Here is a 24,062-nt window from a genome sequence, read left to right as displayed (position 1 = left end):
ATTATTCTGCAGGACCAAATGATATATTTTACGATTTCTATTTTCCCATTGCGTTATGATCTGTAAAGAACATAAAATTTTCGTTTTTTTCAATAAGCTGCATAGGATATAATTCCGGGTTATATTCTCCGTTCAGGATTTCGTTCAATGCATGTTTTTTAGATTCACCGAATGCAACGGCCAGTATATTTTCCGCCTTGTTGATGATAGGTGCAGTCAGGGTAATTCTATACATTTCCTGTGGTTTTAAATAATATGCAGAAACCCATTTTTCTTTTTCATTAAGAATTTCTTCTCCCGGAAACAGCGACGCGGTGTGACCATCATCCCCCATTCCAAGAAGGATAAAATCGAAAACGCCCTCATTTCCGAGTATATTTCGGATGTAGGATTCATATTCCTGAGCATATTCTTCAGGAAGGATGTGATCTTTATACATCGGAAAAATATGATCTTCAGGAACCGGAACCTTATCCAGCAGCGTTTCAAAGGTCATTCTTGCATTACTTTTATCATCATGTAAAGGAACCCATCTTTCATCAACCCAGAAAAAATAGATTTTACTCCAGTCAATCTTTTCTGCATATTGCTGTGTTGCGAGCAATTTGAATATGGCTTTTGGTGAAGAGCCACCGCTTAAAGCAACGGTAAAACGTCCTTTTTCGTGTATTGATTTTTCGGAAAGATCCTTAAAAATATCGGCTGCTTCCGTATACAATGTATCTAAATCATCAAATATTCTGATATTCATTTTTCTTTATTTAAAGTTACCACCACTTGTCTCCCTGTCTTTCTACCAGCGTGAAGCTTTCATCAGGACCCCAGCTTCCGGCTTTATAATTCGGAAAAGAAGCGTCTTTACTGTTTTCCCAGGCTTCCTGAATTGTTTTCACAACATCCCATGCTTCTTCCACCTGATCGGAACGCATGAATAAAGTAAGGTCTCCCAACAATGCATCAAGCAGTAATGTTTCATATGCTTCCGGAGTATCTTCCTGACACACGAAATAATCGAATATCATTTCTACCGGTTCAAGCGACAGGGTAAGTCCTGGCTTTTTGGCCATGAACTGCAGCCTGATATCCATCAATGGCTGAATATTGATAACCAACCTGTTAGCCGCAAGATGATGTTGCGTATCTGAAAAAGTGGAATTCGGAAGCGGTTTAAACTGAATGGTAATATAAGAATGCTTTTCTTTCATTTTTTTACCAGTACGCACATAAAAAGGAACACCCTGCCAACGTTCATTATCAAGATAGAATTTTACCGCTGCAAAAGTCTCTGTGTTGGAATCCGGTGCAATTCCGTTTTCCTGGCGATAGCCTTTGGCTTCAAAACCGTTGATTTTATTTCTTCCATATTGACCTCTCACAGCGTAATGATCCACCTTATCGGCGGGAATTCTTCGGATTGACTTCAGGACGTCAACTTTACGGTCTCTTATTTCTCCTGATTCCAGTGTTGCAGGCGGTTCCATGGCCACCATGCAAAGAATCTGCAGCAAATGATTCTGGATCATATCACGGAGTGCCCCGGTCTGTTCGTAGAAGCTTCCTCTTGTCTCTACGCCTACTTCTTCTGCTACGGTAATCTGTATCGATTCTATATGTTTGTGATCCCATAAAGGTTCAAAAATAGAATTTCCGAATCTGAAAGCCAGAATATTCTGTACGGTTTCTTTACCCAGATAATGATCAATTCTATAAATCTGCTCTTCTTCAAAAGCTTCGGAGAGAAGATTATTCAGCTCAATGGCCGATTGTTTATCGTGTCCGAAAGGTTTTTCGATAATAATCCTGTCTTTTTTAGGATCGGAAGCAAGCTCACTTTTTTTAATGTGATTGGAAATGGTGGAGATAAAATTTGGTCCGATGGACAAATAGAATAACCGATTGGCCCTGGTTCCGTAGATCGTGTCGAAGTTTATTAACTTCTTTTGTAAATCTGCATAAGAATCTTCCTGGTCAAGCTGATGTCTGAAATAGGTAATATGCGCCTGAAATCCTGCCCAGTCTTCCTGAGTCAGTTTTTTCCTTGAGAAATTCTCAAGATTTTCTTTTACATAATTTTTAAAATCTTCATCGGTATTTTCTGCCCTGCCCAAAGCAAGTATATTGAATCCTTTAGGCATTCTTCCGTCAATATATAAATTATAAAATGCCGGAAATAATTTTCTTTTTGCAAGATCACCCGTAGCACCAAAGATGATAACAGTAGTCGGCCTCAGGCTTTTATTTTCATTCATTTTCCCGAAATTTTATTGATTTGTACTGTTCCAGATTGTGTGAAAGATCCCTTCTCTGTCAATTCTTTGGTAAGTGTGCGCGCCGAAGTAATCCCTTTGTGCCTGGATAAGATTTACCGGCAATGATTTTGTGGTATACGCATCAAAATATCCCAGAGCTGTCTGAATGCCAAGACTTGAAATTCCGTTTGAAACCGCAAATGCAGCAGTCTTGCGAAGGGACTTTATTTTGGATTTCACCAATTCTGAAATCTCATTATCCAGTAAAATATTCGTTAATTGAGGATTTTCCGTATAAGCGGAATAGAATTTCTCAAGAAGCAGCGACCGGATGATGCAACCGCCTCTCCAGATTTTCACAACATCTTTTAAAGGAATTCCGAATTCATACTCTTCAGAGGCTTTGATGAGTAAAGCTAATCCCTGCGCATAGCTGATAAGAGTGGAAAGGTAAAGTGCCTCTCCAACTTCACGGATGAAAAGTTCTTTATCTTCAGGAGTGTTAATTTCTTTTTCGGCATACAGCTCTGAAGCCTGAATTCTTTCATCTTTATAGGCGGATAAAATTCTTGATGTTACCGCAATATCAATAGTCGGGATAGAAACGCCTATTTCCATGGCCTGTTCCGAGGTCCATTTTCCCGTTCCTTTTGCGCCGGCTTTATCCAGGATCTGATCAAGAAGATCATGATCGGTAAATTCGTCTTTCTGTTTAAAAATATCTCTGGTGATTTCGATGAGAAATGAATTCATTTCACCATTATTCCAATCTCTGAATACTTCATACAATTCATTATTGGAAAGGTTTGCTCCTCTTTTTAGAAGATCGTACGCTTCACTGATGAGCTGCATAATGGCATATTCGATACCGTTATGCACCATTTTCACATAGTTTCCGGCAGAACCTTTTCCCATATACGCCGTACAAGCTTCTCCGTCAACTTTGGCAGCAATAGCTTCAAGCATAGGCTGAAGAAGGGCGAATGCTTCAGCATCTCCGCCGGGCATAATACTCGGTCCCGTTCTGGCCCCTTTTTCACCACCTGAAACGCCGATTCCCATAAAATGGAGACCTTTGGAAGACATCCCGGAAATACGTCTGTCGGTATCTTTAAAATAAGAATTCCCGGCATCAATTACAATATCACCTTTGCTGAGTAATGGTGAAATATTGTCCAGAACGGCATCCACCGGTTTTCCTGCAGGAACCATAAGAATGATTTTTCTTGGAGTTTCCAATGTAGCTACAAATTCTTCCAGAGAGCCTGTTCCTTTGATTTGCATTTCCGAAGTTGCGTCGCTGTGCAGCTGTTTTACTTTCTCCTCATCGAGGTCAAAACCTGCTACTGAGAATCCGTTGTCAGCAATGTTGTAGAGAAGATTTCTTCCCATCACTCCGAGACCAACCATCCCATAATTATATCCTTTCATTGTATTGATATTAATATAAATTCTGTTTCCAGAGAATAAAATTACACAAATGCTTATGATGAAAAAAATAAAGTTCAAAAAACTGCTTATTATGAAAATCATTAAAATCATTAAAAAATCACTTAATACCTCAAAACAATATAAATTATTTAAATAATATTCGTTTTATATATCTAAAAACCACTTCTAAAAGCTTTTCATTAATTAATAAATTTTAACAAAAGTCGGATTAGATTTTTTAAATATCAGATTATTAACAGCTGTTTCAACACGGAATTTTAGTATTTTTGAGAAGCTAAATCCAAAATTAACTGATATGAAAAGTTCCAAAATATCAGGAGTCTTCAAACTAATCCGCTGGAAAGAAATTCTTGCCATTGTCATTTTACTTTTGGCATTTGTTTTCTTCAGAAGTGAAAGGCATGAACTTGCTTCTATCGGGCCTCAACTCGAGGAATCAGACCCTGCATGGATTGTCACCGGAATTTTTTTATCACTTATCTATATTCTTCTCCAGGGTTTAATGTATGTTACCAGCTTTAAAAGTGTTGACCTATCTATCAGTACTCCTGATGCCATTTCGCTTTTTCTGAAGCGTAATTTTTTAAGTGTTTTTCTACCGGCCGGAGGAGTGAGCTCTCTGGCTTATCTTCCAAGAAATATAAGAATTCTTGGCTACAAATCTTCAAAAGTGCATCAGGCCAGTGCCATTTATGGTTTTGTAGGTCTTCTTACCGTTGTTATTGTAGGAATTCCCCTACTTTTTTATGCTTTATCAATTCATAAAAATTTTGGTAACAGCTGGATTGGAATTTTTGTGTTAATTGCATCACTTTCCTTATTGTATGCAATCTTTATTTCTTTTAAGAGAAAAAACAGTTTCTATCGTCTTATCGGACAAAGATTTCCAAAATTGATCAGTTCCTCCGAAGAAATTTTCAGCAGCGAGATCAACAAGAAAAACTTCTGGTACACCGTTGCGATTTCAGTAATTATAGAATTTTGCGGTGTTTTTCATTTGTTGATTGCAATGTACGCTTTTGGCGTTAAAGATTCTTTTTCCGCAGCAGCAATTTCCTATGTAATTTCTGTATTGCTGATGATCATATCTCCTTTTTTAAGAGGCCTGGGTGCTGTGGAATTTTCCCTTACTTATATTCTTTCTATTTTTGGCTATCAGCATTCTGAAGGATTGGGAATCACTCTTCTTTATCGTTTTTTTGAATTTTGGCTGCCACTTGCTTTTGGAGTTTTAGCATTTCTGTGGGGTGGCCGGAAATTGTTTGCGCGCCTTCTGCCTGTTATGATGATTTTTTTACTTGGTGTGATCAATATTCTTTCGGTTATTACCCCGGCCTTGGCCAACAGGCTGAATCTTGTAAAAAATTATTTATCCTTAGATCTTATTCATCTTTCAAAAATGCTCACCCTTATTGCGGGAGTTCTGCTGTTGGTAACTTCCGCCAATCTCTTTAAGGGAACAAAAAGAGCATGGTATTTTGCGGTAGGGCTGGCCATCACATCAGTTATTTTCAATATTGCGAAAGCCCTCGACTACGAAGAGGCATTATTTGCACTGTTTACACTTGGTTTATTATTTTACAGCCGTAAAGAATATGCTTTCACAACAAGCAGGGTGTCACTTCAGCGAGGATTTGGGTGGTTTATAGGAATCTTCACGGCAATCTTCCTATTTAATTATCTTGCATTTTATTTTATCAGTAAGTCTCATTTCGGAATAGATTTTACAAAGGAGCAAGCCCTGTATTATACTTTGCATACTTTTCTTCTTTTTAAAGATTCCGGATTGGTGCCCAAAACAGGATTTGCTAAAGATTTTCAGCAACTAAATTATATCCTGGGAGTGATTTCATGGCTTGTTTTTATCTTTTCGTTTTACCGTACCAATACTTATAAAAAGCAGAACAGTTCACAAAATCATATAGATGCAGAAAGCCTGGTAAAAGAATACGGAGCCTCTTCTCTAGATTATTTTAAACTGACCCGGGATAAGCAGTTTTTCTTTTCCGAAAACAGGGAAGCTTTTTTATCTTACCGGATCGCCAATGGTTTTGCGGTAGTGCTTGAAGATCCCGTATGCGCAGAAGGTAATAAAACAAACAGTATTCTGGAATTTGAAAATTACTGCAGAAATCACAGCCTAAAAACTTCTTATTATCGCGTTGGCGAAAGCAGCCTGATTTATTTCAATCCGCTTCAAAAACAGAAACTTTTTATTGGTCAGGATGCTATTCTGGATGCCGAAAACTTCAATCTTACAGGTAAAGAAAGAAAGTCAGTAAGAAACGGAATTAATGCTCTTCAGAAATCCGGATATTCAACAGAAATAAAATACGCCCCACAGGATGGAAAAACTTTGGATCAGGTGGAGTCTGTTTCGAACGAATGGCTGAAAGAATTCGACAAAAAAGAAATTGTTTTTGCTGAAGGAATGTTTGAACGTGAAGTCGTAAAAAACCAGGACCTTATAACGATATCCAATCCGGAAGGAAAATGTATTGCTTTTCTTAATATAATCCCTTTTTGCGCTCCGGATGAGTGTAGTTATGATATGATCAGGAAAACTGAAAATGCTCCCAATGGCTCTACTGATACCATGATTGTGAAATTAATAGAATATGCTAAAAGCAAAAACCTCAAATTCATTAATATGGGAATGACCCCAATGGCCGGGATTAAAGAACCCGGTAATACTGCAGAAGAAATAATGAAATTTGCCTATCAGAGAGTCGGAAGTTTTAAGCATTATCAAACCCTGAGAAATTTTAAGGAAAAATATGCCGATCTGTGGGAAAACAAGTATATAATATATGATAATGATTTCGATCTTTTGCAGCTGCCTGCCGTTTTAAATAAAATAATGAAACCATGAAGCAATTCATTACATTAATCTTCAAAATAATCTGCGCATCACTGGTTCTGACCATCGGAGGATGCAAATCTGAATCTGATTTCAGGATTACCGAATGGAATAGTCATTCTGAAAAACCTATTATTTTTTACCTCAGCGGAGATGCCGGTTTTAATACCTTTTCAAAAAGTTTAGGTGAAAAACTGCATCATTTCGGATATGATATTTTTGCCTTAAATACCCAAATTTATTTCTGGAATAAAAAAACACCGGAACAGACTTCCTCCGATATTGAAAAGTATATTAACGTACAGCTGCAGGGAAGAAAAAACCAGCATGTGATCATCATAGGATTTTCATTTGGAGCAGATGTCACACCTTTCGTATATAACAGATTTTCAAATAATTTAAAAAATAAAATTCAGAAAATAGTTATTATTGGCCCTTCAAAAAGTAATGATTTTAAAATTCATCTTGAAGAATATTTGAGTCAGGAACCTAAAGGAAGTTTACCCGTTATCCCGGAAATTAATAAAATAACGCAGGTTCCGGTAATGGTTGTCCTCAGCGATTTTGAATATACGCATTTTTCTTATCAACAAATTACCCTGAAGAACAATTATCAGATGAAACATATCCCCGGAGATCATCATTATGGTGGCAATACGAAAATGCTGGCTGATTTTATCAATAATCATCTGAAATAATTCATTCTCGACAGATAATTTCTTTTCGCTAAAAATCATGTCTTAAGAGATATAATGACGTCTATAAAAATTGTATTTTTGACCAGTTCAGATTAAAAATATTATTACATCCTCAATCAATTAAACCAAAATGCAGATATTATCCTTTAAAATTGCCACTTCCGCAGCAGCAATTTGTTTCAGTACGGCTGTTTTTGCACAACAAAAATATTCTGTAAGCGGTACTATAAAAGATATTAATAACGGAGAGCTTATGATTGGGGTTACAGTAAAAGTTGCTGAAGACCCTACCATTTCTGTAGTTTCCAACGATTATGGATTTTATTCGCTTTCGCTTCCCAAAGGCACTTATCATCTCATCATTTCAAATCCAGGTTTTAAAGATTTTCAGCAAAATATTACGGTTGAAGATAATATAAAACAGGATCTGCAGCTCGCTCAGGAAGAAGAAAAAGTAGCGAAGATTGAGGAGGTAGTCATCTCGGGAGTTAAAAAGGACAAAAACCTGACTACCGCACAAATGGGAACAGAAACGCTAAGCATCAAAAATATCGAAAAACTGCCTGTTCTTTTTGGCGAAAAAGATATTATGAAAACCATTCAGCTTTTACCGGGTATAAAAAGCAATGGAGAAGGCAGCAGCGGATTCAGCGTTCGTGGCGGAGCAACAGATCAAAACCTTATTCTGCTTGATGAAGCTGCCGTTTACAACGCTTCACATCTTCTTGGTTTTTTCAGTACTTTCAACAGTGATGCCCTGAAGGATGCGAGTATTATCAAGGGAAGCAGTCCGGCTCAATATGGCGGCCGCCTGTCTTCTGTACTGGATGTTAAAATGAAGGATGGAAATAATAAAGAATATAATGTGAACGGCGGCCTCGGACTGATCAGCAGCAGACTGAGTGTTGAAGGTCCTATTCAAAAAGAAAAGTCTTCTTTCATTGTTTCCGGAAGAAGAACCTATGCTGATGTATTCTTAAAGGCAACCGATGATTTTAAAGACAGTAAACTTTATTTTTACGATTTAAATTTAAAGGCTAATTACCAGATTAACGAAAACAACAGGCTTTATTTATCAGGATATTTCGGAAGAGATGTTTTGGGATTGGGTGACACTTTTGCAACCGACTGGGGAAATACTACTGCTACCCTGCGTTGGAACAGTATCATCAGCAGCAAATTGTTTTCCAATACCTCTTTTATATTCAGCAATTATAATTATAATGTAAGCTTAAGCAGCAACAATAATACTTTCGGACTTTCTTCCGAAATTGAAGACTGGAATCTGAAGCAAGATTTTACCTGGTTTGCGGGGAATAATCATTCCGTGAAGTTTGGTCTTCAGTCGATTTACCACACCATTACACCCAGCAGCGCATCCGGAACCAGTGTCAGCAGTTTTCCCAGAAACCCGAGACATTCGTGGGAAAATGCTTTTTACATAAATGATGATTATAAAGTAAATGAGAAACTTACCGTGAACTACGGGATAAGGCTTTCCTTATTCAGTGTTTTAGGTGGTGATACTTTCAACACGTATGAAAATGGAGTTCTTACAGGTTCTAAATTTCTTGAAAAAGGAAAATTTGGCAAAACCTATATAAATCCGGAACCTAGAATTACAGCCAACTACCGCATCAACGACGTAAGCAGCATAAAAGGAGGGTATTCCAGAAATACGCAGAACCTGCATTTATTGAGCAACAGTGGAAGCGGAAATCCTACAGACCAATGGATCGGAAGCAGCTATACAGTGAAACCGGAAATCGCAGATCAGGTAAGCATTGGCTACAGCAGAAATTTCAGTAATAATAATTATGAACTTAATACTGAAGTATATTACAAATCTATGCAGAACCAGATCGATTATAAAAACGGGGCACAGATAACCTTCGATACGGCAGCCGATGTAGAGAGTGAGCTTCTTTTCGGTAAAGGAAGAGCATACGGACTTGAAATTATCGCCAAAAAGAAAAGCGGAAAACTTACCGGATGGATTTCCTACACCCTTTCGAAAACGGAAAGAAAAATTGACGGCATTAATGATAATGAATGGTATAACGCAAGAATGGATAAAACGCATGATCTTTCGCTAGTAGCAACGTATCAGCTTAATCCGAAATGGTCTTTTTCCGGATTATTTCTGTACAGTACCGGTAATGCCGTAACTTTCCCTACAGGAAAATATGAACTGAACGGGCAAACTGTTTTTCAATACAGCAAACGAAACGCAGACCGTATGCCGGCTTATCACAGAATGGATCTGAATGCCACTTATGAACCCGCTTCCAACCGACGCTTTAAGGGATCATGGTCATTCGGGATCTACAATGTTTACGGCCGGGAAAATGCCTATGTAATTAATTTTGAAGATAATCCTGACAGCCCGGGAACAACGAGAGCCGTACAGACATCCCTGTTCAGATGGGTTCCCAATATCACTTATAATTTTAAGTTTTAATCATGAAAAAAATATTTTTAATCATAGCAGCACTTACAATAACCGTTTCATGTGAAAAAGAAATTGATCTTGATCTCGAAAATCAAAGCGGAAAAATTGTAATTGAAGGTAATATTACGGATAAAGCAGGTCCTTATATTGTAAAAATAACAAAATCGGTTTCTTTTACCTCTCTCAATGAGTATCCTGCCGTAGAAGGTGCGCAGGTAACCCTGAAAGACGATGCGGGACATTCTGAAATACTGCAGTACATAGGCGGCGGAAACTATCGGACCTCGGCGATCACCGGTGAGCCGGGAAGAACGTATACCCTGACAGTAAAAGCTGAAGGTAATGAATATGTTGCGCAGAGTACCATGCCCCAGCCGGTTGCTTTTGAAGGTCTTATGCAGGATTCTTTTGTAGTGGCGGGCGAAACAAGCTATACACTTCTGCCTGTTTTCACGGATCCTCCTGCCTTAGGGAACCGTTACCTTTTCAGTTTCACCGTAAACAATAATCCTAAAAAGTTTTTCTCGGAATTTTCAGACAATGTAAATAATGGTATGCTCAATCAAAGGCCATTGCTGCTTCCTAATGATGACAGTGATCCCGGAGATATAAAAGTTGTGCCCGGAGATATTATTTATGTTGAAATGCAGTGTATCGATAACCAGGTATATACCTTCTACTCTGCTCTTCTTCAGCTTTCCGGCAGTGGTCCCGGTGGCGGAATTACGCCGGCCAATCCGCCGAGTAACATCAGTAATGGCGCGCTGGGATATTTTTCCGCGCATACCTCAGAAAAGTTAAGTGCCGTTATTCAATAACGGCACTTTATTTAATAATAAATTTTGAGTTCAAATCTTAACATTTCCAATGGTTACGCATACATTTTTGATTCAATCGGCAGACAAAGAAGGTTTTTCTTTACCAGCAGGAAGAGGTCATCAAAATAAAAAGGAATAGAAATGTCATTTTTTTCTGTAAGAATTATTCCGTCCTCATCGGTACAGTAAAGCCTGAAAACGTTTCCTTCTACTCTTTTAAAATGCCAGTGCTGTGTTTCACAGTTGATTTTTGGCTGTTCTTCCAGAATGATCTCCAGCAACCAGCTGCAATCTTCTTCGTTGGAAACATCCACAATTCCTTTGGTTAATTTATAACCTTCTTTAAATTCAAACAGTTCTTCTGTTGATGTGTAAGAGTCGTAAAGCGTGTTTACGGAATTTCTTTTTTTGTTTCTTTTAATACTCATGAGATTAGTTAATTAATTATTCTTAGTTTTAGTTCAATTTTGTTTTAATATCATCCATACTTTTAGAAGTATGATTGGCTGTATCATTTTTGATAAGCTTTACAAATTCATTATATTCTCCCGGCAAGATGAGGTAGCTGCCAATTTTCCATATCGTGATTTCATTAAATAAAAAATCCGGTGATATAAAAGTATTTTCAAAAAGAATACTTCCTGAACTGTCTTTGCATTGGAGCTCATAATCTAACCCTTCTTTTCTCTTCAGCTTCCAGAACTCCACCAATTGTACACCAGATGCTTTCTGCTGAAAACAGATGATCTGTAAAAGCCATTGGCATTGTGTTTCGCCGGATATTCTGAAAATCCCTTCAGAGAGAAAAAATCCGGATTGAAATTCAATAAAATCTCTTGGCTGTATAAAATGACGGTAATAGTCATTCGCCGATTGCATATAATTTTTCATTTGTATTAATATTCTATAATTTTGTTTTATCTTTGCAAATATAGACTAAATTCCGACTATAAAAAATAATTATGGACAAAATTCAGACCACGAAAGAAAGAATTTTAATTTTTTTAGAGGCAAACAACATTAAAAAGGAAACTTTTTACAGAGAAAGCGGGATTTCGGCATCCAATTTTAAAGGTGCCGGACTGAAGAGTGACCTAGGTGTAGATAAGCTTGCTCGGATTCTAAGAGTCTATCCGGACCTTAATGATAACCTTGTCTGGCTGATCACCGGTGAAGGAGAATTGTTAACAGAAGCTGATAAAAACAAAAAAGACCATCGGAATGATGATCTTTATACTAATGAGATTAATGATAAGATTGGAGATCTGCTTGCCAATTTGTTTGCCCAGTATAATACTCAGGACAAAACATTAATGTTTCTGCAAAGCCAGATCAGTAAAATTGAAAAGAAATACAGTAAAGCTATTTCAGAACAAAATAAGATGTTGAACGAAATACTTTCAGCAATGAAAATATCTGCCAAATAAATTAGTTTTTATTAATGATAATCTTTTCTGAACCATAAATAAAACTCTTCGTAGGTACAGACATAACGATATACCCCAGTTCATTGGTAAATACTTCCAGTTCCTCAAGGGTTTTTATAAATCCGTTATTGATTTCTTTCTTTACCAAATTCATTTTTCTTATATATTCCTCCTCAGATATTACCGTATTGTCATAATCTTCCCATAATTTATCCGAGAGAGCAACAAGAATCTTTAATCTATCTCTGTGACTACTCATTTTTTCCTAAACGTTTAAATAATATGGAAGAAAATCTTTCAAGCGTACTGTTATTAAATTTATCAAGCAGATAAATTTTTCTGTAATATCTATCCAGCAGAAACACAAGGACTATAATCACCAACAGCAGGCAAATTATTGCTGCATCCGCAATTGCGGAAATTTTGTTCTGGTTAAAGAACACAAATTTCACATAAGTGCTTAGGTGAAAGTACCCCGATATTAAAGCCGCATAAAAAGTAAACCTGTTTGCCCTGAACAATCCGCCCAGCGCCAACAGTATCATACAAACCGGTATCGACAAAAAGTAAATAGCAGAATCCAGATCAAGACTTCTTACACCTGCGTTATTATCCAACTGCACCGTTACATCAGTGAAGTATCCTACTATATTGTTCAGAAATGGCAATATAGCTGAAATAATAACAAAAACAGAAGCCGTAATCTCAATAATGAGCTTACTTAGGCCTGTCCGGTTTTGTCGGATCAATTGTTTCTCCTGTGTCAGTTCCTGCCTGTTCTGCGGAGATGTCTGCTGGGATTGCTTGTGGTGCATCGATAATTACCTTGGTTTTCGTTGAATCTGTTTTTTTAGCTGTTTCATCTCCTTGATTGCTTTCAGTTTTAAAAGCTTCTGGAGTCTTACTCGTCTTCGGGTATGAATCTCCCTCTTCATACCTATCCGAACAAGCCGCTAAAAGGGATAATAATAAGATTCCGGATAATAATAGTTTTATGTTCATAGTAAAAATAATTTTTAGCACCTAAAGATAAAGTTTTTAACTCTAAATTTAGATATAGTAAAAATATAATAATTACTTCTTATTTCCTATAAGAATATTCATATAATTTTTCCGGATTTTATTATATCACCGCATATTGAATTCAAATTTAGTAAAATATATTCAGATTTAAGAAAATAAATGAAAAAATAAAACTTAAAATTTATTGAATTACAAAGTAATGTACCTGTTTTAAAACAGTGCTGCCACTAATAAAATGCTAAGTAATTTAACACAGGATCTGTTGAAATAATTTTTAAACTATTGACAGTCAAAAATTTAAAAATAATATCTTTTATTCATTGATACAATCCAAAAATCAATTAAAAAAATAACTCCACTTTTAACATACCATATTTAAAAGGGAACTTTTTTTTCCACACAGAACGATTGTCAAATAGTTTCATTTGATAAAACAATATGAGACGTAATCGAATATAAAAAGTAAAATATACCATAACAACAATAAATCATGACATGTTTTTCTTATGCTTGGCCGTAATTTTGCACTCTTATATCACAATTGATATGGAAAAACACACCAAAATAAAAACAATCTTAGTTGCTATTGATTTTACCCAAAAAACAGATAGCGCAACAATTCTTGCCGTACATATGGCAAAAAGACATAATGCAAGAATCATCCTGTTCCATAATGTAATGAATTTTTTTATCATTGACCGGACAGGCAGGCAGATCGTAGGTGAAGATACAGTTACTAAACAATATGCTGAAGCAGAAAACAGTCTCGAAATGATTAAAAATTCTCTGCAGCAAAACTATAACGACATTACCTTTTTAAAAAGAATCGGGACAGAGACCATTACCAACAGCATCAATAATATTGTTGAGGAAGAATCTGTAGACATTGTCATTACTGGGACATCCGGAAAACAGGGATTGCGGGAGCTTATCCTTGGGTCGTCTTCTTATCAGATTCTTAAAGGAGTAAACTGTTCGGTTCTGATGATGCCGGAAGATTCCAGACAATTCAAATTTGAGAGAATCCTGGTTCCTGTACGTGTTCTTGAAAAACTTAAAGAAAAAATGGAAATCTCAAAACTTATAGCCGAAAAGAATAAAGGTTTTATCAGTCTTTTCGGAATTTCGGGAGATGAAAATTTTACCAGCATCCGAAAAGCTTTTATAAATATACGGGAATCTCTGAAAGGAAGTGCTACGGAACATTATACTTCATTTACTGTGAGCAATGATAAAGCCGTGGAAATATCCAAAGCTTCTAAAGATGCCGAATTTGATCTTATTATTCTGAATTATCAGGATGAAGAAAGCTGGAAATCATTCTTTTCTGAGAATTTTTTCAAGCAGATCATTAATAACACATCCGTTCCGTTGTTGTTTTTTAAAGATGATGACATGCCTGCCCAGGATCCGGAACCGGCGGGTTACGACATTACACTACCTTTTCCGGGATAATAATAAAGATGATAACAATTAATATATACAACCCAAAAAATTTAACAGAAAAAACTGAAATTTCAGCATTAACAGCATTTCTATTCGAGCACCTCGGCCAGTACGGAGATCCTGAGAAAGATATCAGAAAAGCTATAGAATATGCTTTAGGTATTGAAAATAAACCCGGCGGAACAATTGTCACAGCGGTGGATCAGCAGACCGGAAAACTGAAGGGAGTCTGTGTTGTCAACAAAACCGGAATGAGCGGTTACATTCCTGAAAATATTCTGGTTTACATTGCTACAGACAAAGAATCCAGAGGACTGGGAATTGGAAAAAATATCATGCAGAAAGTTATTGAAACCACAGATGGAGATATCGCTCTTCACTGTGAAAGCGAAAATCCTGCCCGTAACCTTTATGAAAAACTTGGATTCAAAAGCAAATATCTTGAAATGCGATTAAAAAAATAATATGTCTTATATCACTCTAAATACAGAAAAGCTTGCGCAGAATTATGATTTTTTAAATCATCTTTTTGACAGGCATGAAATAGAATGGGCAGTTGTTGCCAAACTTCTCTGCGGAAACGAAATCTTCCTGAAGAGTCTTCTTTCAGTAATAGATACGGATATCTGTGATTCGCGTCTCAGCAATCTGAAAAAAATCAAGGAACTTTCCCCTGAAACCAAAACTGTTTACATAAAACCTCCGGCAAAACGTCTTGCAGCAAGTATTGTAAAATATGCAGATGTAAGTTTCAATTCAGAAATTGAAACCATAAAAGCACTTTCAGAAGAAGCTTTCAAACAAGACAAAATTCACCGTATCGTCATTATGATAGAGATGGGTGAGCTTCGGGAAGGTATTATGGCAGATTCTCTTCCTGATTTTTATGCGGAAGTTTTAAAGTTTCCCAATATTGAAGTTTCAGGAATCGGAACCAATCTCAAATGTCTTAACGGCATTCTTCCGGACCGGGAAAAACTCAATCGTCTTGTCAATTACAGAAGAAACACTGAGAAGATTTTTAAAAAGAAAATTCCATACATCAGTGCAGGTTCATCCGTAACGATTCCTTTGATCAGCAAGGGCAAAGTTCCGGACGGAATCAATCATTTCCGGGTTGGAGAAAGTCTTTTCTTCGGAACCGATGTCTTTAATGATACTTACATTAAAGGAATGCACAAGGATGTTTTTACCCTGACGGCGGAAGTAATTGAAATGATTGAAAAACCCATGGTTCCTACCGGAAGAGTGGGAAAAAATCTTACCGGTGAAAGTCCGGAATACGATGAAAAAGACAGAGATAAGACTTCTGTAAGGGCCATTGTAGATCTTGGCGTTCTTGATATTGATGTGAAGCAGGTATATCCTCTCTCTGAAGGGATTGAAGTGTTGGGAGCAAGCTCAGACATGATGATTCTGAATATCACCGATGATAAAAAAGATTTAAAAGTTGGCGACGAAATCAATTTCGGAGTAAGCTATCTCGCTGTACTGCGTGCTATGAATTCAGATTATGTAGACAAGAAGGTAGTCAATTCATTAAAAATGAAGAAAAAATCCGAAAAGGCAGAAGTTTAATTTTTAAATTTTCGGTATTAAATCAATAAAGGAAAAGCATATATTGTGAAACAGGATATCAAAACACTGCAACTGTATCATCTGGAGAAAGTACATTATCTGAAAAATGAAGTACTGATTCTCCCTGTTGCTTTGTTATTTGATAAAATGAACGTTAATAAACATTGGCGAAACCGTTTTTATTCTATTTTTTTGTTTAAAGAAGCAAAAGGTTCGGTAATCATTGATGATCATTTGTATGAATTGAAAAAAGACAGTCTCCTCTTCCTTAATTACAATCAGGTATATTATTTTAATCCTTCATGGGTTCCCGAAGGCTATGTGATATTATTTACAAAATCCTTTTACAATCATGTTTATACCGGCAATAAGCTCATCAGAAGCGACACCGCAATGGCGGAAATGCCACAGATGATAGATCTTGGTGCATCATCTGTAGCGGAGTTCTGGCAGCAATTTTATATCATCAGAAAAGAATACGGCAGAAACCGGATGTTTGCAAAAGAAATGATCTGTATGCAGCTTAAGATATTCATATTAAGATACATAAGAGCTTCTAAAATAATAAAAGAATACAGCCTGCCTGCCGATCATAAAAAAGAAATTGTTGCCAGGTTTTCAGAGCTTGTCAATCAGTTTTATAAAGAACTGAAAACAACTGCTCCCTATGCAGAAAAATTAAATCTTAGTCCTAATTATTTAAACATGCTTATTAAGCAACATCTTGCCCTAAGTGCAGGACAGCTTATAAAAAACAGGGTAATTCTGGAAGCAGAAAGGCTGTTGCTCCACACCCATCTATCCGTTACTGAAATTTCTTACGAACTCGGTTTTAGCGACAATTCACATTTCGGAAAATATTTTAAGTCTGCCACCAACAAATCTCCCAAAATCTTTCGTACAGAAAATAAAATTCAAAAATCCTGAAATTTTAACATTGTAATCATAAATCATTACAATTTCATCAACGTGCTTTACATACCACAATTATTATTTTTTCTCCAATGTTTTAATACATTAGCAAAAAAATAAAGGTGTCTTATACCATAAAAACAACGAAGGAAGGATTGATTTATATTAAAGCTTCAAGCATTATAGGAGTAAGCAGACCCAACTCGATTGACGGTGCAAAAGTTTCCGGTGGTCCTTTAATTATCAACGCTGATCATGTTACCTTTTTAAGCTTTGATACGGAAAGTAAGGTTACTTATTTTATGATGAACGGTTTTCAGATCTCCATGAAAATTCTATTTCAGGATGCGGAAGAAGCACTCCAATATGCTAAATCGCATGTGGATAAAATTATAAAAGACTGATTTTTTATAATTTCTATATTGAATAATTCTTAAACATCATATTCAGATTCCAAAATATTGTCGGCACAGCCTTTGAATGAAATCAGCAGATGTGTTGTAATTGTAAAACCGGATCATCAGGATATCCGCTATAATTACAGCAATCTGAACCGACTTCATCTGAAATCAATATGAAAAAATTTCTGTCTGTATTCATCGCCGTAATATCAGCATTTATTGCTGTAATCTGTCTTTCAGGTTACCATTTTATATTTAAAGTGTTTGCCCTGAATATCAAAAAAGGTCCGATAACACCATCAAGCGATGATGCAGAAAAGTTTTCATCCAGAAGCATTCCGAATAAAAATCCCGAGCCCTGGCAAAAATCAATATCGTACAACTCTGCTACAATTCCGGAAACTATTCTTAAAGAGCTGAAAAAAACAAGAGCCTCATCCCTTATTGTTATCCGAAATAACGAAATCATTCACGAAAAATATTGGAAAGACCACAATTCTTCATCCCTGATGAATTCTTTTTCAATGGCTAAGGGTATTCTTTCATTATTGGTGGGATGTGCCATTGACGACGGCTATCTTCAGTCGGAACACCAGTTTCTATCATCAATTTTTCCATCCTATAAAAACAATAAATACGGTAAGCATATTACCTTATACCATCTCATGACCATGCAGGCCGGACTGGACTGGAAGGAAGAATACCACCACCCTTTTTCTGAAAATTCAAAACAATATTTTGTTGAAGATCTTGCCCAACAGGCTTTTGAAACTGAATGTAAAGAAATGCCGGGTCAGCATTATGAATATCAAAGCGTTGCTGCACAGCTTCTTGGTCTTGCGTTAAGAAAAGCCACACAAAAAGATCTTGCCACCTATCTTTCTGAAAAAATATGGAAACCTCTGGGTATGGAATCTCCCGCAAAATGGAGCATTGATAAAAAAGGTGTAGAAAAAGCATTCTGCTGCATTCATGCCAGATCAAGAGATTTTGCTAAAATTGGTCAGCTGGTGATGCAGAATGGAAGCTGGAAAGGAAAACAAATCATCAGCGAAGAATACTGCAAAAGAATGTTGACACCAACGAAAATAAATGACGCATTTGGCTTTACCATCTGGGCAGATGATGAAGATTCTTTACAATACCGGTTTTTCTACGGCTTTTTAGGCCAGTTTATCATTATGATTCCTGAAAAACAAATGGTTATTGTAAAAACCGGATTTTACAACAGACTGGAAGTGGATCAAAAGAAACGGCCGCTTCAGGTAAAACTTTTCGCCGAAGAATTTTCAAAGATGATCTAGATGATCAGAATCATTTTTTAATTCTATATATACCACATTTTATTAGGTACCCAAGTACTGGCATACGCTTTGGAGTAAGATCATGACTGCAATCATAAACCGATTCAAAAAAATTTATATAACCGGTTTTCAATGATGCATCAATTACTGCAAAATAGAAGTATAGATATGGAAAAAATCGACAGTATAGGAATTGTCGGGGGCGGACCGGCAGCATTATTTGTTGTCAAACATCTGATCTCCGAAAATATATATCCCCAGACATTATATATTTTTGAAAAAAACACGAGAATAGGCGCAGGAATGCCTTACAGCCAAGAAGGTGCAGCCAAAGAACATGTAGCTAACGTTTCTGCCAATGAACTTCCTGAGCTTCCCGAAACTTTTTCATCATTTATCCAAAGAAAGCCTTATCCGCATCATCCTGATTTCTCAGATTATCGCGATATCAATGAATATAAAGTGATCCCGAGGTTAATATTAGGCGATTATCTGGAAGAACAATTCAAAATACTTCTGAATACTGCCAGAAAAAAAGGTGTTACAGTAAAAGTGTTCACCGAAACGACAGTTATTGATATCCGCAAAAAAGATCATCTTTTTGAAATTATTACAGGTGGGGATGATATCTATGAGTGCTCGGCAACAATTATCTGTACCGGACATCACTGGCCTAAAAAATTTGAAGGAAATAAAAACGGATGGTACGATTCTCCTTATCCGCCGTCAAAATTTTCTTCGCCAACCAATTACCCGATTGCCATACGCGGAACTTCTCTCACAGCGGTTGATGCTATTAAAACACTTGCGAGACTTAACGGAACATTTAGTGAAAAAGATAATGAGATGATCTATACTTTACATGAAAACAGCAGTAATTTTTCCCTTACCTTATTTTCAAAAAGAGGGTATCTTCCTGCGCTTCGATTTCATTCTGAGGGAAGTGCTTTTTCAGAGGGGTGGATTATGTCTCAGGAAGAAATTTATGAATACAAAGAAAAAAACGGAGGTTTTGTAGATTTAAATTATGTATTTGAACGCAATTTCAAGCAGCCGCTCCGTAAAAAAAATGAAAAATTTTATAATGAAATTAAAGACCTCACCATTGAACAGTTTGTAGAAAAAATGCTGGCTTTGCGTGAGGAACTGGACAGTTTCGAGCTTTTTAAAGCAGAATATTACGAAGCACAAAAATCAATCGAAAGACACCAGACCATCGCTTGGAAAGAAACACTTTCGGCATTCAGCTATGCGATTAATTATCCGGCCAAGCATTTTTCGGCAGAAGATATGATCAGGATGAAAAAAACGCTGCTTCCTCTTATTTCGGTGATTATTGCATCATTACCACAGTCCTCATACAGGGAAATTATTGCTTTATATAATCAGGGACTCATCAGTCTTGTCAGCGTAGATGATGAGAGCTATGTAGAACCCCATCAGGAAGAAGGTGCAATATATCATTATACCGATCATCATTCAGGAGAAGCAAAATCAGATCATTACAGAATGTATGTTGATGCTGTGGGACAGCAGCCGGTACAATTCAATGATATTCCTTTCAAAACACTTCGTGAAGAAGGATTAATCAGTTCCGGATATCTTAAGTTTAAAGATACAAGTACAGGAAAAACGCAGTTTGAAAAAGGCAATAAAAAAATCCTGAAAATCGAACCGGAAAACTATTATCTTCGTGTGGATGGACTGAATATCAACGATTATTTCCAGGCACTTGATTATTACGGAAGGGCAACACAAAATCTTTTTATTATGACCGTGCCATACATTGCAGGACTCAATCCGGATTATTCGGGTCTTGATTTTTGTGATACCGCGGGAAAAAGAGTGGCAACCTGTTTAAAATCAGGAATAATTGCTGACCAAATCGTTTCTTAATTCAGAATATTTAATGATAAATCAATGAGCTCGCATAACGGTGAGCTCTTTTTATGAGTATTATTTCCGTGTCCTTTTTAACTGGCGTATTCTGGGAGTCAATAATTTTTGTTGTCCCTGATAGAACTCCCGGTATTTTTTTATACTCTTTTCCAAGTTTCTTTTCTTGCTTAAATAATCTTCATACAGCTCATTCAGCTCGATCATCATCTGATGAGCATCTTCCGGATTGATACAGAATTCATGTTTCGAATTCTTGATGAGATCCGAATAATATTTCATTCTTTCGATGAGACTGGTATGGATTTTCGGCTCTATTCCCTGCATTTTTTGTTTATTTAAAATTTAACCCTGAAAATCCCGCTGCCGGACTGTCACTCTGAAATAAAACTTTAATTTCATTTTCATCAGCATTCGTATTTCCCTGCTTAGAATAGATTTTATTCAGAACAGATGAAAGTAAAGCTTCAGCAGGATCGCCTAAAGGCATTAACGGTAAATTATTAAATTCATTGACAGCAAATTGCGGACTTATACCGTTGATATAACCACCCTCTTCATTGGCATTGAACACTTTATAAATAACAGGATGAAGCTGCCATGTAATTTTTTTCGGTTTTCTTTTATCCTCAATGATAAATCCGGCCATATCTTTTCCTAAAGTAGCCTCTCCTACCTGAATTACTTCCATGTACGGCTTAAGATTATTGATTACAATTTCAGCGGCGGATGCTGTACTTCCCGAAGTCAGCACATACACTCTGTTTAAGCCTAAGGAATGGGCATGCAAAGCATCAAAAGATAGTGCACCGGGATCATAGGCCATTTGCTGGGAAAAGGTTCTGCTGAGTTCACCACCGTTCTTATTACCTTTATAGATAATGAACTTGGAATTCGCTGAAATTCCTGAAGGTATCATTGCACACAGTGCTGCTGCAGAGGAAACAGAACCTCCGTAATTGTAGCGGAGATCTAAAATAAGTTCCTGAATCCCTGATGATTTGAATTCACTGAACTTCTGGTTCAGAGCGGAAGTCATTCCATCCGGAAAATCATACATGTAAAGATAACCGGTTTTTTTACCGTTCTGCTCAAAAATTTTGGAGAGTAGCGGCTGTTCAAGAGAATAACCGTAATATACCGTTACATTTTTTTCATTAATAACAGATCCGTTCTGCCAGTTTCCGACTGTCAGATCAATAACGGTTTTGCTTGAAATGGATTCCGTCAATTGTTTCGCATTGGAAGCAGTGATGGCTTGTCCGTTTATTTTTTTGATCACCATTCCACGTTCCAAGCCTGAGTTGGAAGCAGGAGAATTTTTTAAAACCAGTTTAACTACCGTTACTATTTCACCTCCTGACAACTGCAGGATCGCGTAATCGAAACCGAATAAGTTCCGTACAGATTTCGGATATGTATTGGGATCAGCAGTATTAACAATGAAAGAAAAGCGGTCCTGCGATGATAATAAGCTTTTAAAAAAGTCCTTTGTAGAAAGATGATAGTCCGGTTTTGCAGGCATTTGATCTGCCCAATAATAATACCGGCGCATGCTATCCTGAATCCAGCGGTTGGTATATTCCGTAGTTCCTTCCGGGAAGTCCGGCGCGTCATCATCCGTCCGGTTACAAGAAACCGTGAAAGCTGACAACATCATTACCCACAAAAACTGAATTTTAAAAAAATCTTTCATAAATAATTATTTATAAATAATCTGCTAGGTCAATATCTCCTTTAATGACCAATACTCCATTTTCCATTTTTTCCTGAAGAACAATCATATTGGCTCCAATATCCTGTTTTAAGGTTGCTTTTATAATAGTAGTTCCTGTGTAAGGTTCCGTAGTTCCAGATTTATACAATTCAAGATAGACAGGAGCGGTAGCACTGAAATAGTTATATATTTTTACACTGGTAAAATCTCTTCTTCCAATGTTGTCAAATTCGGCAAGCACGACGCCATTTTCTCTTTTTAGGACACCTTTCACACTCTGAAGGGAAGATCCTGAAAATTCGCCAAGATTGGGAAAGATAAACTCAAAGCCTACTTTTCCCAAATTCACCTGTGGTTTTACGGCATAGGTCTGCAGGAAAATTCCAGGAAGATTGAAGAAATACAGATTTTTGTAACCCTTGGCATTATTATAATTAATAGAATATGCAACAATCTTGCTTCCTGTCTGATGGTTGTAAATTTCCAATTCGTCGGTTTCCCCGTTATCAAGCACAAAATTGATTTTGGTTTCTATTTTATCCGTATAAGATGTGGCACCATTGATGGAAACGGGCTGGCCATTCAGCCTCATCTGAATAATATCCGGTTTTGAAAATCCTTTCACCGTAACTTCGGCAGGAATCTGATCTTTATCATAAGTTTCCAACGTGCTGTTGTCGGTGCATGAAAAAAATATGGTGAACGCTAAAAATGCTAAAAAGTTTTTCATTTTATTAGTATTGGGTCATTATCAACATTAAAAAAACTGCCCAAAACCGATCTGGCATCGGGCAATTACCTAATTTTAAAATCTAATTGAAAATGTTTACTTGAGTTTTCATGGTTTCCTTGTAAAGGAATCTTTTATTTTTTAATAAACTTCAGTCTTTCCGCTATTTTACCATCGGATACTTCTGCCACATATGTTCCTGAAGATAAAGCTGTAACATTAATGTTTTTTGAATACTTTGACATCAAAACTTTTTGTCCTGACATATTGTAAACGCTTACCACAACCGAATTTTCATTCAATACCGGATTAAGCTTAAGCTGCAAAAATTCGGAAACAGGATTTTCCTTTACTTTCGTAAGTGTTTTTTGTGCTGCTGATTCTTTTGTCCCAAGAACAAATGAGGATGCATAAATTCCTATCTCATCAATATTGATATTCTGAACGTTCAGTCCTGAAGTAATTCTATTTGACCAGAAACCGATATAAATTTTCTTTCCAGCAAAGCTTGAAAGGTTCACTAAACTTTCCGCAGACTGTGTTAAATCTGTAGAAGGCCACGGATTCGCCGTATTTCCGGCGATAATGGTATATGGGCTTGTAATGGTGTTACCGTTTCCGTCTACCGTCATTGCCTGGAAATCTGCAACGGTAGGAACCGGTTTCTGAGGGGTGCTGGTAAAAATCCAAAGATCTCTCCCTACAATAGTATGGGTTGTTCTCTGTCTGCTGATATAGGCTGCAAGAGTGATCGTTCCTGAAGCTCCTGTTAAATCGATTTCAGGCGAAATAATCCAGTCATTCTCCGTAGAAAAATTGGCAGCTGTACCAGTAGGCACAAGATTAATGGAATATCTTAAAACCCCTGAAGCACCATATGTAAGAGCCGTTCCGTTGTAGTAAATATTATTTCCCTGCTGCCATTGGTTGCTGTTTCCATTTCCGTTAAAAAACGTCCATCCCTGAAGATCATCAGGGGTATCAAAAGAATTTACCCATACAGGAATCTGAGAATAAGCCATCAGCGGCAGAAGCAGAATAGAAAATAAAATTGTTTTTTTCATTATGAAAATATTTATCAGATTAAAAAAGCAGGAAA

General features: G+C 36.7%; 24 protein-coding genes. 12 read left to right on the top strand and 12 right to left on the bottom strand.

The features are described from left to right. Nucleotides 1–37 precede the first annotated feature (37 nt). Genes pgl through gndA form a run of 3 tightly spaced genes read right to left on the bottom strand, consistent with a single transcriptional unit; the run spans nt 38 to nt 3,680 of the window. Nucleotides 38–751, bottom strand: a complete 714-nt coding sequence (gene pgl, locus M0D58_RS01125; RefSeq protein ID WP_248392878.1) for a 6-phosphogluconolactonase — start codon at nt 749–751, stop codon at nt 38–40. A 16-nt stretch (nt 752–767) separates the two neighbouring features. Next, entirely contained in the window at nt 768–2,249 is a 1,482-nt protein-coding gene (gene zwf / locus M0D58_RS01120; RefSeq protein ID WP_248392877.1) for a glucose-6-phosphate dehydrogenase, read from the bottom strand. Nucleotides 2,250–2,261: 12 nt separating this feature from the next. Next, nucleotides 2,262–3,680: an NADP-dependent phosphogluconate dehydrogenase gene (gndA, locus tag M0D58_RS01115; protein ID WP_248392876.1), complete on the bottom strand. Its 1,419-nt coding sequence runs from the start codon at nt 3,678–3,680 to the stop codon at nt 2,262–2,264. 316 nt (nt 3,681–3,996) lie between these two features. On the opposite strand from gndA, the gene M0D58_RS01110 reads away from it, so the two are divergent. From M0D58_RS01110 to M0D58_RS01095, 4 genes are all read left to right on the top strand, one after another. Continuing rightward, nucleotides 3,997–6,573, top strand: coding sequence for a phosphatidylglycerol lysyltransferase domain-containing protein (locus tag M0D58_RS01110; protein WP_248392875.1), 2,577 nt, complete (start codon nt 3,997–3,999; stop codon nt 6,571–6,573). Then, entirely contained in the window at nt 6,570–7,259 is a 690-nt protein-coding gene (locus M0D58_RS01105; protein WP_248392873.1) for a virulence factor, read from the top strand. Before M0D58_RS01110 ends, M0D58_RS01105 begins: the two co-directional genes overlap by 4 nt. Nucleotides 7,260–7,389: 130 nt before the next feature. Continuing rightward, on the top strand, nt 7,390–9,720 hold the full coding sequence (locus M0D58_RS01100; RefSeq protein WP_248392871.1) for a TonB-dependent receptor: 2,331 nt from the start codon (nt 7,390–7,392) through the stop codon (nt 9,718–9,720). Nucleotides 9,721–9,722: 2 nt separating this feature from the next. Continuing rightward, nucleotides 9,723–10,529, top strand: a complete 807-nt coding sequence (locus M0D58_RS01095) for a DUF4249 domain-containing protein (protein WP_248392869.1) — start codon at nt 9,723–9,725, stop codon at nt 10,527–10,529. Between the two features lie 53 nt (nt 10,530–10,582). On the opposite strand, the gene M0D58_RS01090 is transcribed toward M0D58_RS01095, so the two are convergent. Together M0D58_RS01090 and M0D58_RS01085 are read right to left on the bottom strand one after the other, a co-directional pair. Then, nucleotides 10,583–10,957 (bottom strand): DUF6876 family protein, encoded by a 375-nt coding sequence (locus M0D58_RS01090; protein ID WP_072883217.1) that lies wholly within the window; start codon nt 10,955–10,957, stop codon nt 10,583–10,585. Between the two features lie 28 nt (nt 10,958–10,985). Then, nucleotides 10,986–11,420, bottom strand: a complete 435-nt coding sequence (locus M0D58_RS01085; protein WP_248392867.1) for a DUF6876 family protein — start codon at nt 11,418–11,420, stop codon at nt 10,986–10,988. Nucleotides 11,421–11,491: 71 nt separating this feature from the next. On the opposite strand from M0D58_RS01085, the gene M0D58_RS01080 reads away from it, so the two are divergent. Further along, nucleotides 11,492–11,956, top strand: coding sequence for a hypothetical protein (locus M0D58_RS01080; RefSeq protein ID WP_248392866.1), 465 nt, complete (start codon nt 11,492–11,494; stop codon nt 11,954–11,956). A 1-nt stretch (nt 11,957) separates the two neighbouring features. Here M0D58_RS01080 and M0D58_RS01075 read toward each other — a convergent pair whose 3' ends face one another. The 3 genes from M0D58_RS01075 to M0D58_RS01065 are packed head-to-tail and all read right to left on the bottom strand — an operon-like array spanning nt 11,958 to nt 12,958. Further along, nucleotides 11,958–12,215 (bottom strand): hypothetical protein, encoded by a 258-nt coding sequence (locus tag M0D58_RS01075; RefSeq protein WP_072883220.1) that lies wholly within the window; start codon nt 12,213–12,215, stop codon nt 11,958–11,960. Then, nucleotides 12,208–12,771, bottom strand: coding sequence for a hypothetical protein (locus M0D58_RS01070; protein ID WP_248392864.1), 564 nt, complete (start codon nt 12,769–12,771; stop codon nt 12,208–12,210). Before M0D58_RS01070 ends, M0D58_RS01075 begins: the two co-directional genes overlap by 8 nt. Then, a complete protein-coding gene (locus tag M0D58_RS01065; protein ID WP_248392863.1) occupies nt 12,674–12,958 on the bottom strand; it encodes a hypothetical protein in 285 nt (94 codons plus the stop codon). Before M0D58_RS01065 ends, M0D58_RS01070 begins: the two co-directional genes overlap by 98 nt. A gap of 567 nt (nt 12,959–13,525) precedes the next feature. Here M0D58_RS01065 and M0D58_RS01060 point away from each other — a divergent pair. From M0D58_RS01060 to M0D58_RS01030, 7 genes are all read left to right on the top strand, one after another. Further along, nucleotides 13,526–14,434 (top strand): universal stress protein, encoded by a 909-nt coding sequence (locus M0D58_RS01060; protein WP_248392862.1) that lies wholly within the window; start codon nt 13,526–13,528, stop codon nt 14,432–14,434. An 8-nt stretch (nt 14,435–14,442) separates the two neighbouring features. Then, nucleotides 14,443–14,889 (top strand): GNAT family N-acetyltransferase, encoded by a 447-nt coding sequence (locus tag M0D58_RS01055; protein WP_248392861.1) that lies wholly within the window; start codon nt 14,443–14,445, stop codon nt 14,887–14,889. 1 nt (nt 14,890) lies between these two features. Then, entirely contained in the window at nt 14,891–16,003 is a 1,113-nt protein-coding gene (locus M0D58_RS01050; RefSeq protein ID WP_248392860.1) for an alanine racemase, read from the top strand. Between the two features lie 45 nt (nt 16,004–16,048). Continuing rightward, the gene (locus M0D58_RS01045) at nt 16,049–16,930 is read left to right on the top strand and encodes a helix-turn-helix domain-containing protein (protein ID WP_248392859.1); all 882 of its coding nucleotides are present in this window, start codon (nt 16,049–16,051) and stop codon (nt 16,928–16,930) included. A gap of 107 nt (nt 16,931–17,037) precedes the next feature. Next, complete coding sequence (locus M0D58_RS01040) at nt 17,038–17,319, top strand: hypothetical protein (protein ID WP_248392858.1); 282 nt, start codon at nt 17,038–17,040, stop codon at nt 17,317–17,319. A gap of 170 nt (nt 17,320–17,489) precedes the next feature. Further along, entirely contained in the window at nt 17,490–18,620 is a 1,131-nt protein-coding gene (locus M0D58_RS01035) for a serine hydrolase domain-containing protein (protein ID WP_248392857.1), read from the top strand. Nucleotides 18,621–18,752: 132 nt separating this feature from the next. Next, on the top strand, nt 18,753–20,516 hold the full coding sequence (locus M0D58_RS01030; protein ID WP_248392856.1) for an FAD/NAD(P)-binding protein: 1,764 nt from the start codon (nt 18,753–18,755) through the stop codon (nt 20,514–20,516). A 60-nt stretch (nt 20,517–20,576) separates the two neighbouring features. Here the strand turns inward: M0D58_RS01030 and M0D58_RS01025 are convergent, their stop codons facing one another. The 4 genes from M0D58_RS01025 to M0D58_RS01010 form a co-directional block, all read right to left on the bottom strand. After that, complete coding sequence (locus M0D58_RS01025; protein WP_248392854.1) at nt 20,577–20,843, bottom strand: hypothetical protein; 267 nt, start codon at nt 20,841–20,843, stop codon at nt 20,577–20,579. A gap of 7 nt (nt 20,844–20,850) precedes the next feature. Continuing rightward, the gene (locus M0D58_RS01020) at nt 20,851–22,212 is read right to left on the bottom strand and encodes a S41 family peptidase (protein WP_248392847.1); all 1,362 of its coding nucleotides are present in this window, start codon (nt 22,210–22,212) and stop codon (nt 20,851–20,853) included. Between the two features lie 10 nt (nt 22,213–22,222). Continuing rightward, on the bottom strand, nt 22,223–22,963 hold the full coding sequence (locus M0D58_RS01015; protein ID WP_248392844.1) for a hypothetical protein: 741 nt from the start codon (nt 22,961–22,963) through the stop codon (nt 22,223–22,225). 134 nt (nt 22,964–23,097) lie between these two features. Continuing rightward, complete coding sequence (locus M0D58_RS01010; RefSeq protein WP_248392842.1) at nt 23,098–24,027, bottom strand: T9SS type A sorting domain-containing protein; 930 nt, start codon at nt 24,025–24,027, stop codon at nt 23,098–23,100. Between the last annotated feature and the right edge of the window lie 35 nt (nt 24,028–24,062).

The sequence above is a fragment of the Chryseobacterium nepalense genome, assembly GCF_023195755.1.
GTDB classification, from domain to species: domain Bacteria; phylum Bacteroidota; class Bacteroidia; order Flavobacteriales; family Weeksellaceae; genus Chryseobacterium; species Chryseobacterium nepalense.
Note: the sequence above shows the minus strand (reverse complement) of the source record. Positions and strands in the feature narration are given on the sequence as shown.

Coding starts and splice junctions, on each gene's coding strand:
- pgl (WP_248392878.1), bottom strand. CDS start 751: ATGAATATCAGAATATTTGATGATTTAGATACATTGTATACGGAAGCA.
- zwf (WP_248392877.1), bottom strand. CDS start 2,249: ATGAATGAAAATAAAAGCCTGAGGCCGACTACTGTTATCATCTTTGGT.
- gndA (WP_248392876.1), bottom strand. CDS start 3,680: ATGAAAGGATATAATTATGGGATGGTTGGTCTCGGAGTGATGGGAAGA.
- M0D58_RS01110 (WP_248392875.1), top strand. CDS start 3,997: ATGAAAAGTTCCAAAATATCAGGAGTCTTCAAACTAATCCGCTGGAAA.
- M0D58_RS01105 (WP_248392873.1), top strand. CDS start 6,570: ATGAAGCAATTCATTACATTAATCTTCAAAATAATCTGCGCATCACTG.
- M0D58_RS01100 (WP_248392871.1), top strand. CDS start 7,390: ATGCAGATATTATCCTTTAAAATTGCCACTTCCGCAGCAGCAATTTGT.
- M0D58_RS01095 (WP_248392869.1), top strand. CDS start 9,723: ATGAAAAAAATATTTTTAATCATAGCAGCACTTACAATAACCGTTTCA.
- M0D58_RS01090 (WP_072883217.1), bottom strand. CDS start 10,957: ATGAGTATTAAAAGAAACAAAAAAAGAAATTCCGTAAACACGCTTTAC.
- M0D58_RS01085 (WP_248392867.1), bottom strand. CDS start 11,420: ATGAAAAATTATATGCAATCGGCGAATGACTATTACCGTCATTTTATA.
- M0D58_RS01080 (WP_248392866.1), top strand. CDS start 11,492: ATGGACAAAATTCAGACCACGAAAGAAAGAATTTTAATTTTTTTAGAG.
- M0D58_RS01075 (WP_072883220.1), bottom strand. CDS start 12,215: ATGAGTAGTCACAGAGATAGATTAAAGATTCTTGTTGCTCTCTCGGAT.
- M0D58_RS01070 (WP_248392864.1), bottom strand. CDS start 12,771: ATGCACCACAAGCAATCCCAGCAGACATCTCCGCAGAACAGGCAGGAA.
- M0D58_RS01065 (WP_248392863.1), bottom strand. CDS start 12,958: ATGAACATAAAACTATTATTATCCGGAATCTTATTATTATCCCTTTTA.
- M0D58_RS01060 (WP_248392862.1), top strand. CDS start 13,526: ATGGAAAAACACACCAAAATAAAAACAATCTTAGTTGCTATTGATTTT.
- M0D58_RS01055 (WP_248392861.1), top strand. CDS start 14,443: ATGATAACAATTAATATATACAACCCAAAAAATTTAACAGAAAAAACT.
- M0D58_RS01050 (WP_248392860.1), top strand. CDS start 14,891: ATGTCTTATATCACTCTAAATACAGAAAAGCTTGCGCAGAATTATGAT.
- M0D58_RS01035 (WP_248392857.1), top strand. CDS start 17,490: ATGAAAAAATTTCTGTCTGTATTCATCGCCGTAATATCAGCATTTATT.
- M0D58_RS01030 (WP_248392856.1), top strand. CDS start 18,753: ATGATGCATCAATTACTGCAAAATAGAAGTATAGATATGGAAAAAATC.
- M0D58_RS01025 (WP_248392854.1), bottom strand. CDS start 20,843: ATGCAGGGAATAGAGCCGAAAATCCATACCAGTCTCATCGAAAGAATG.
- M0D58_RS01020 (WP_248392847.1), bottom strand. CDS start 22,212: ATGAAAGATTTTTTTAAAATTCAGTTTTTGTGGGTAATGATGTTGTCA.
- M0D58_RS01015 (WP_248392844.1), bottom strand. CDS start 22,963: ATGAAAAACTTTTTAGCATTTTTAGCGTTCACCATATTTTTTTCATGC.
- M0D58_RS01010 (WP_248392842.1), bottom strand. CDS start 24,027: ATGAAAAAAACAATTTTATTTTCTATTCTGCTTCTGCCGCTGATGGCT.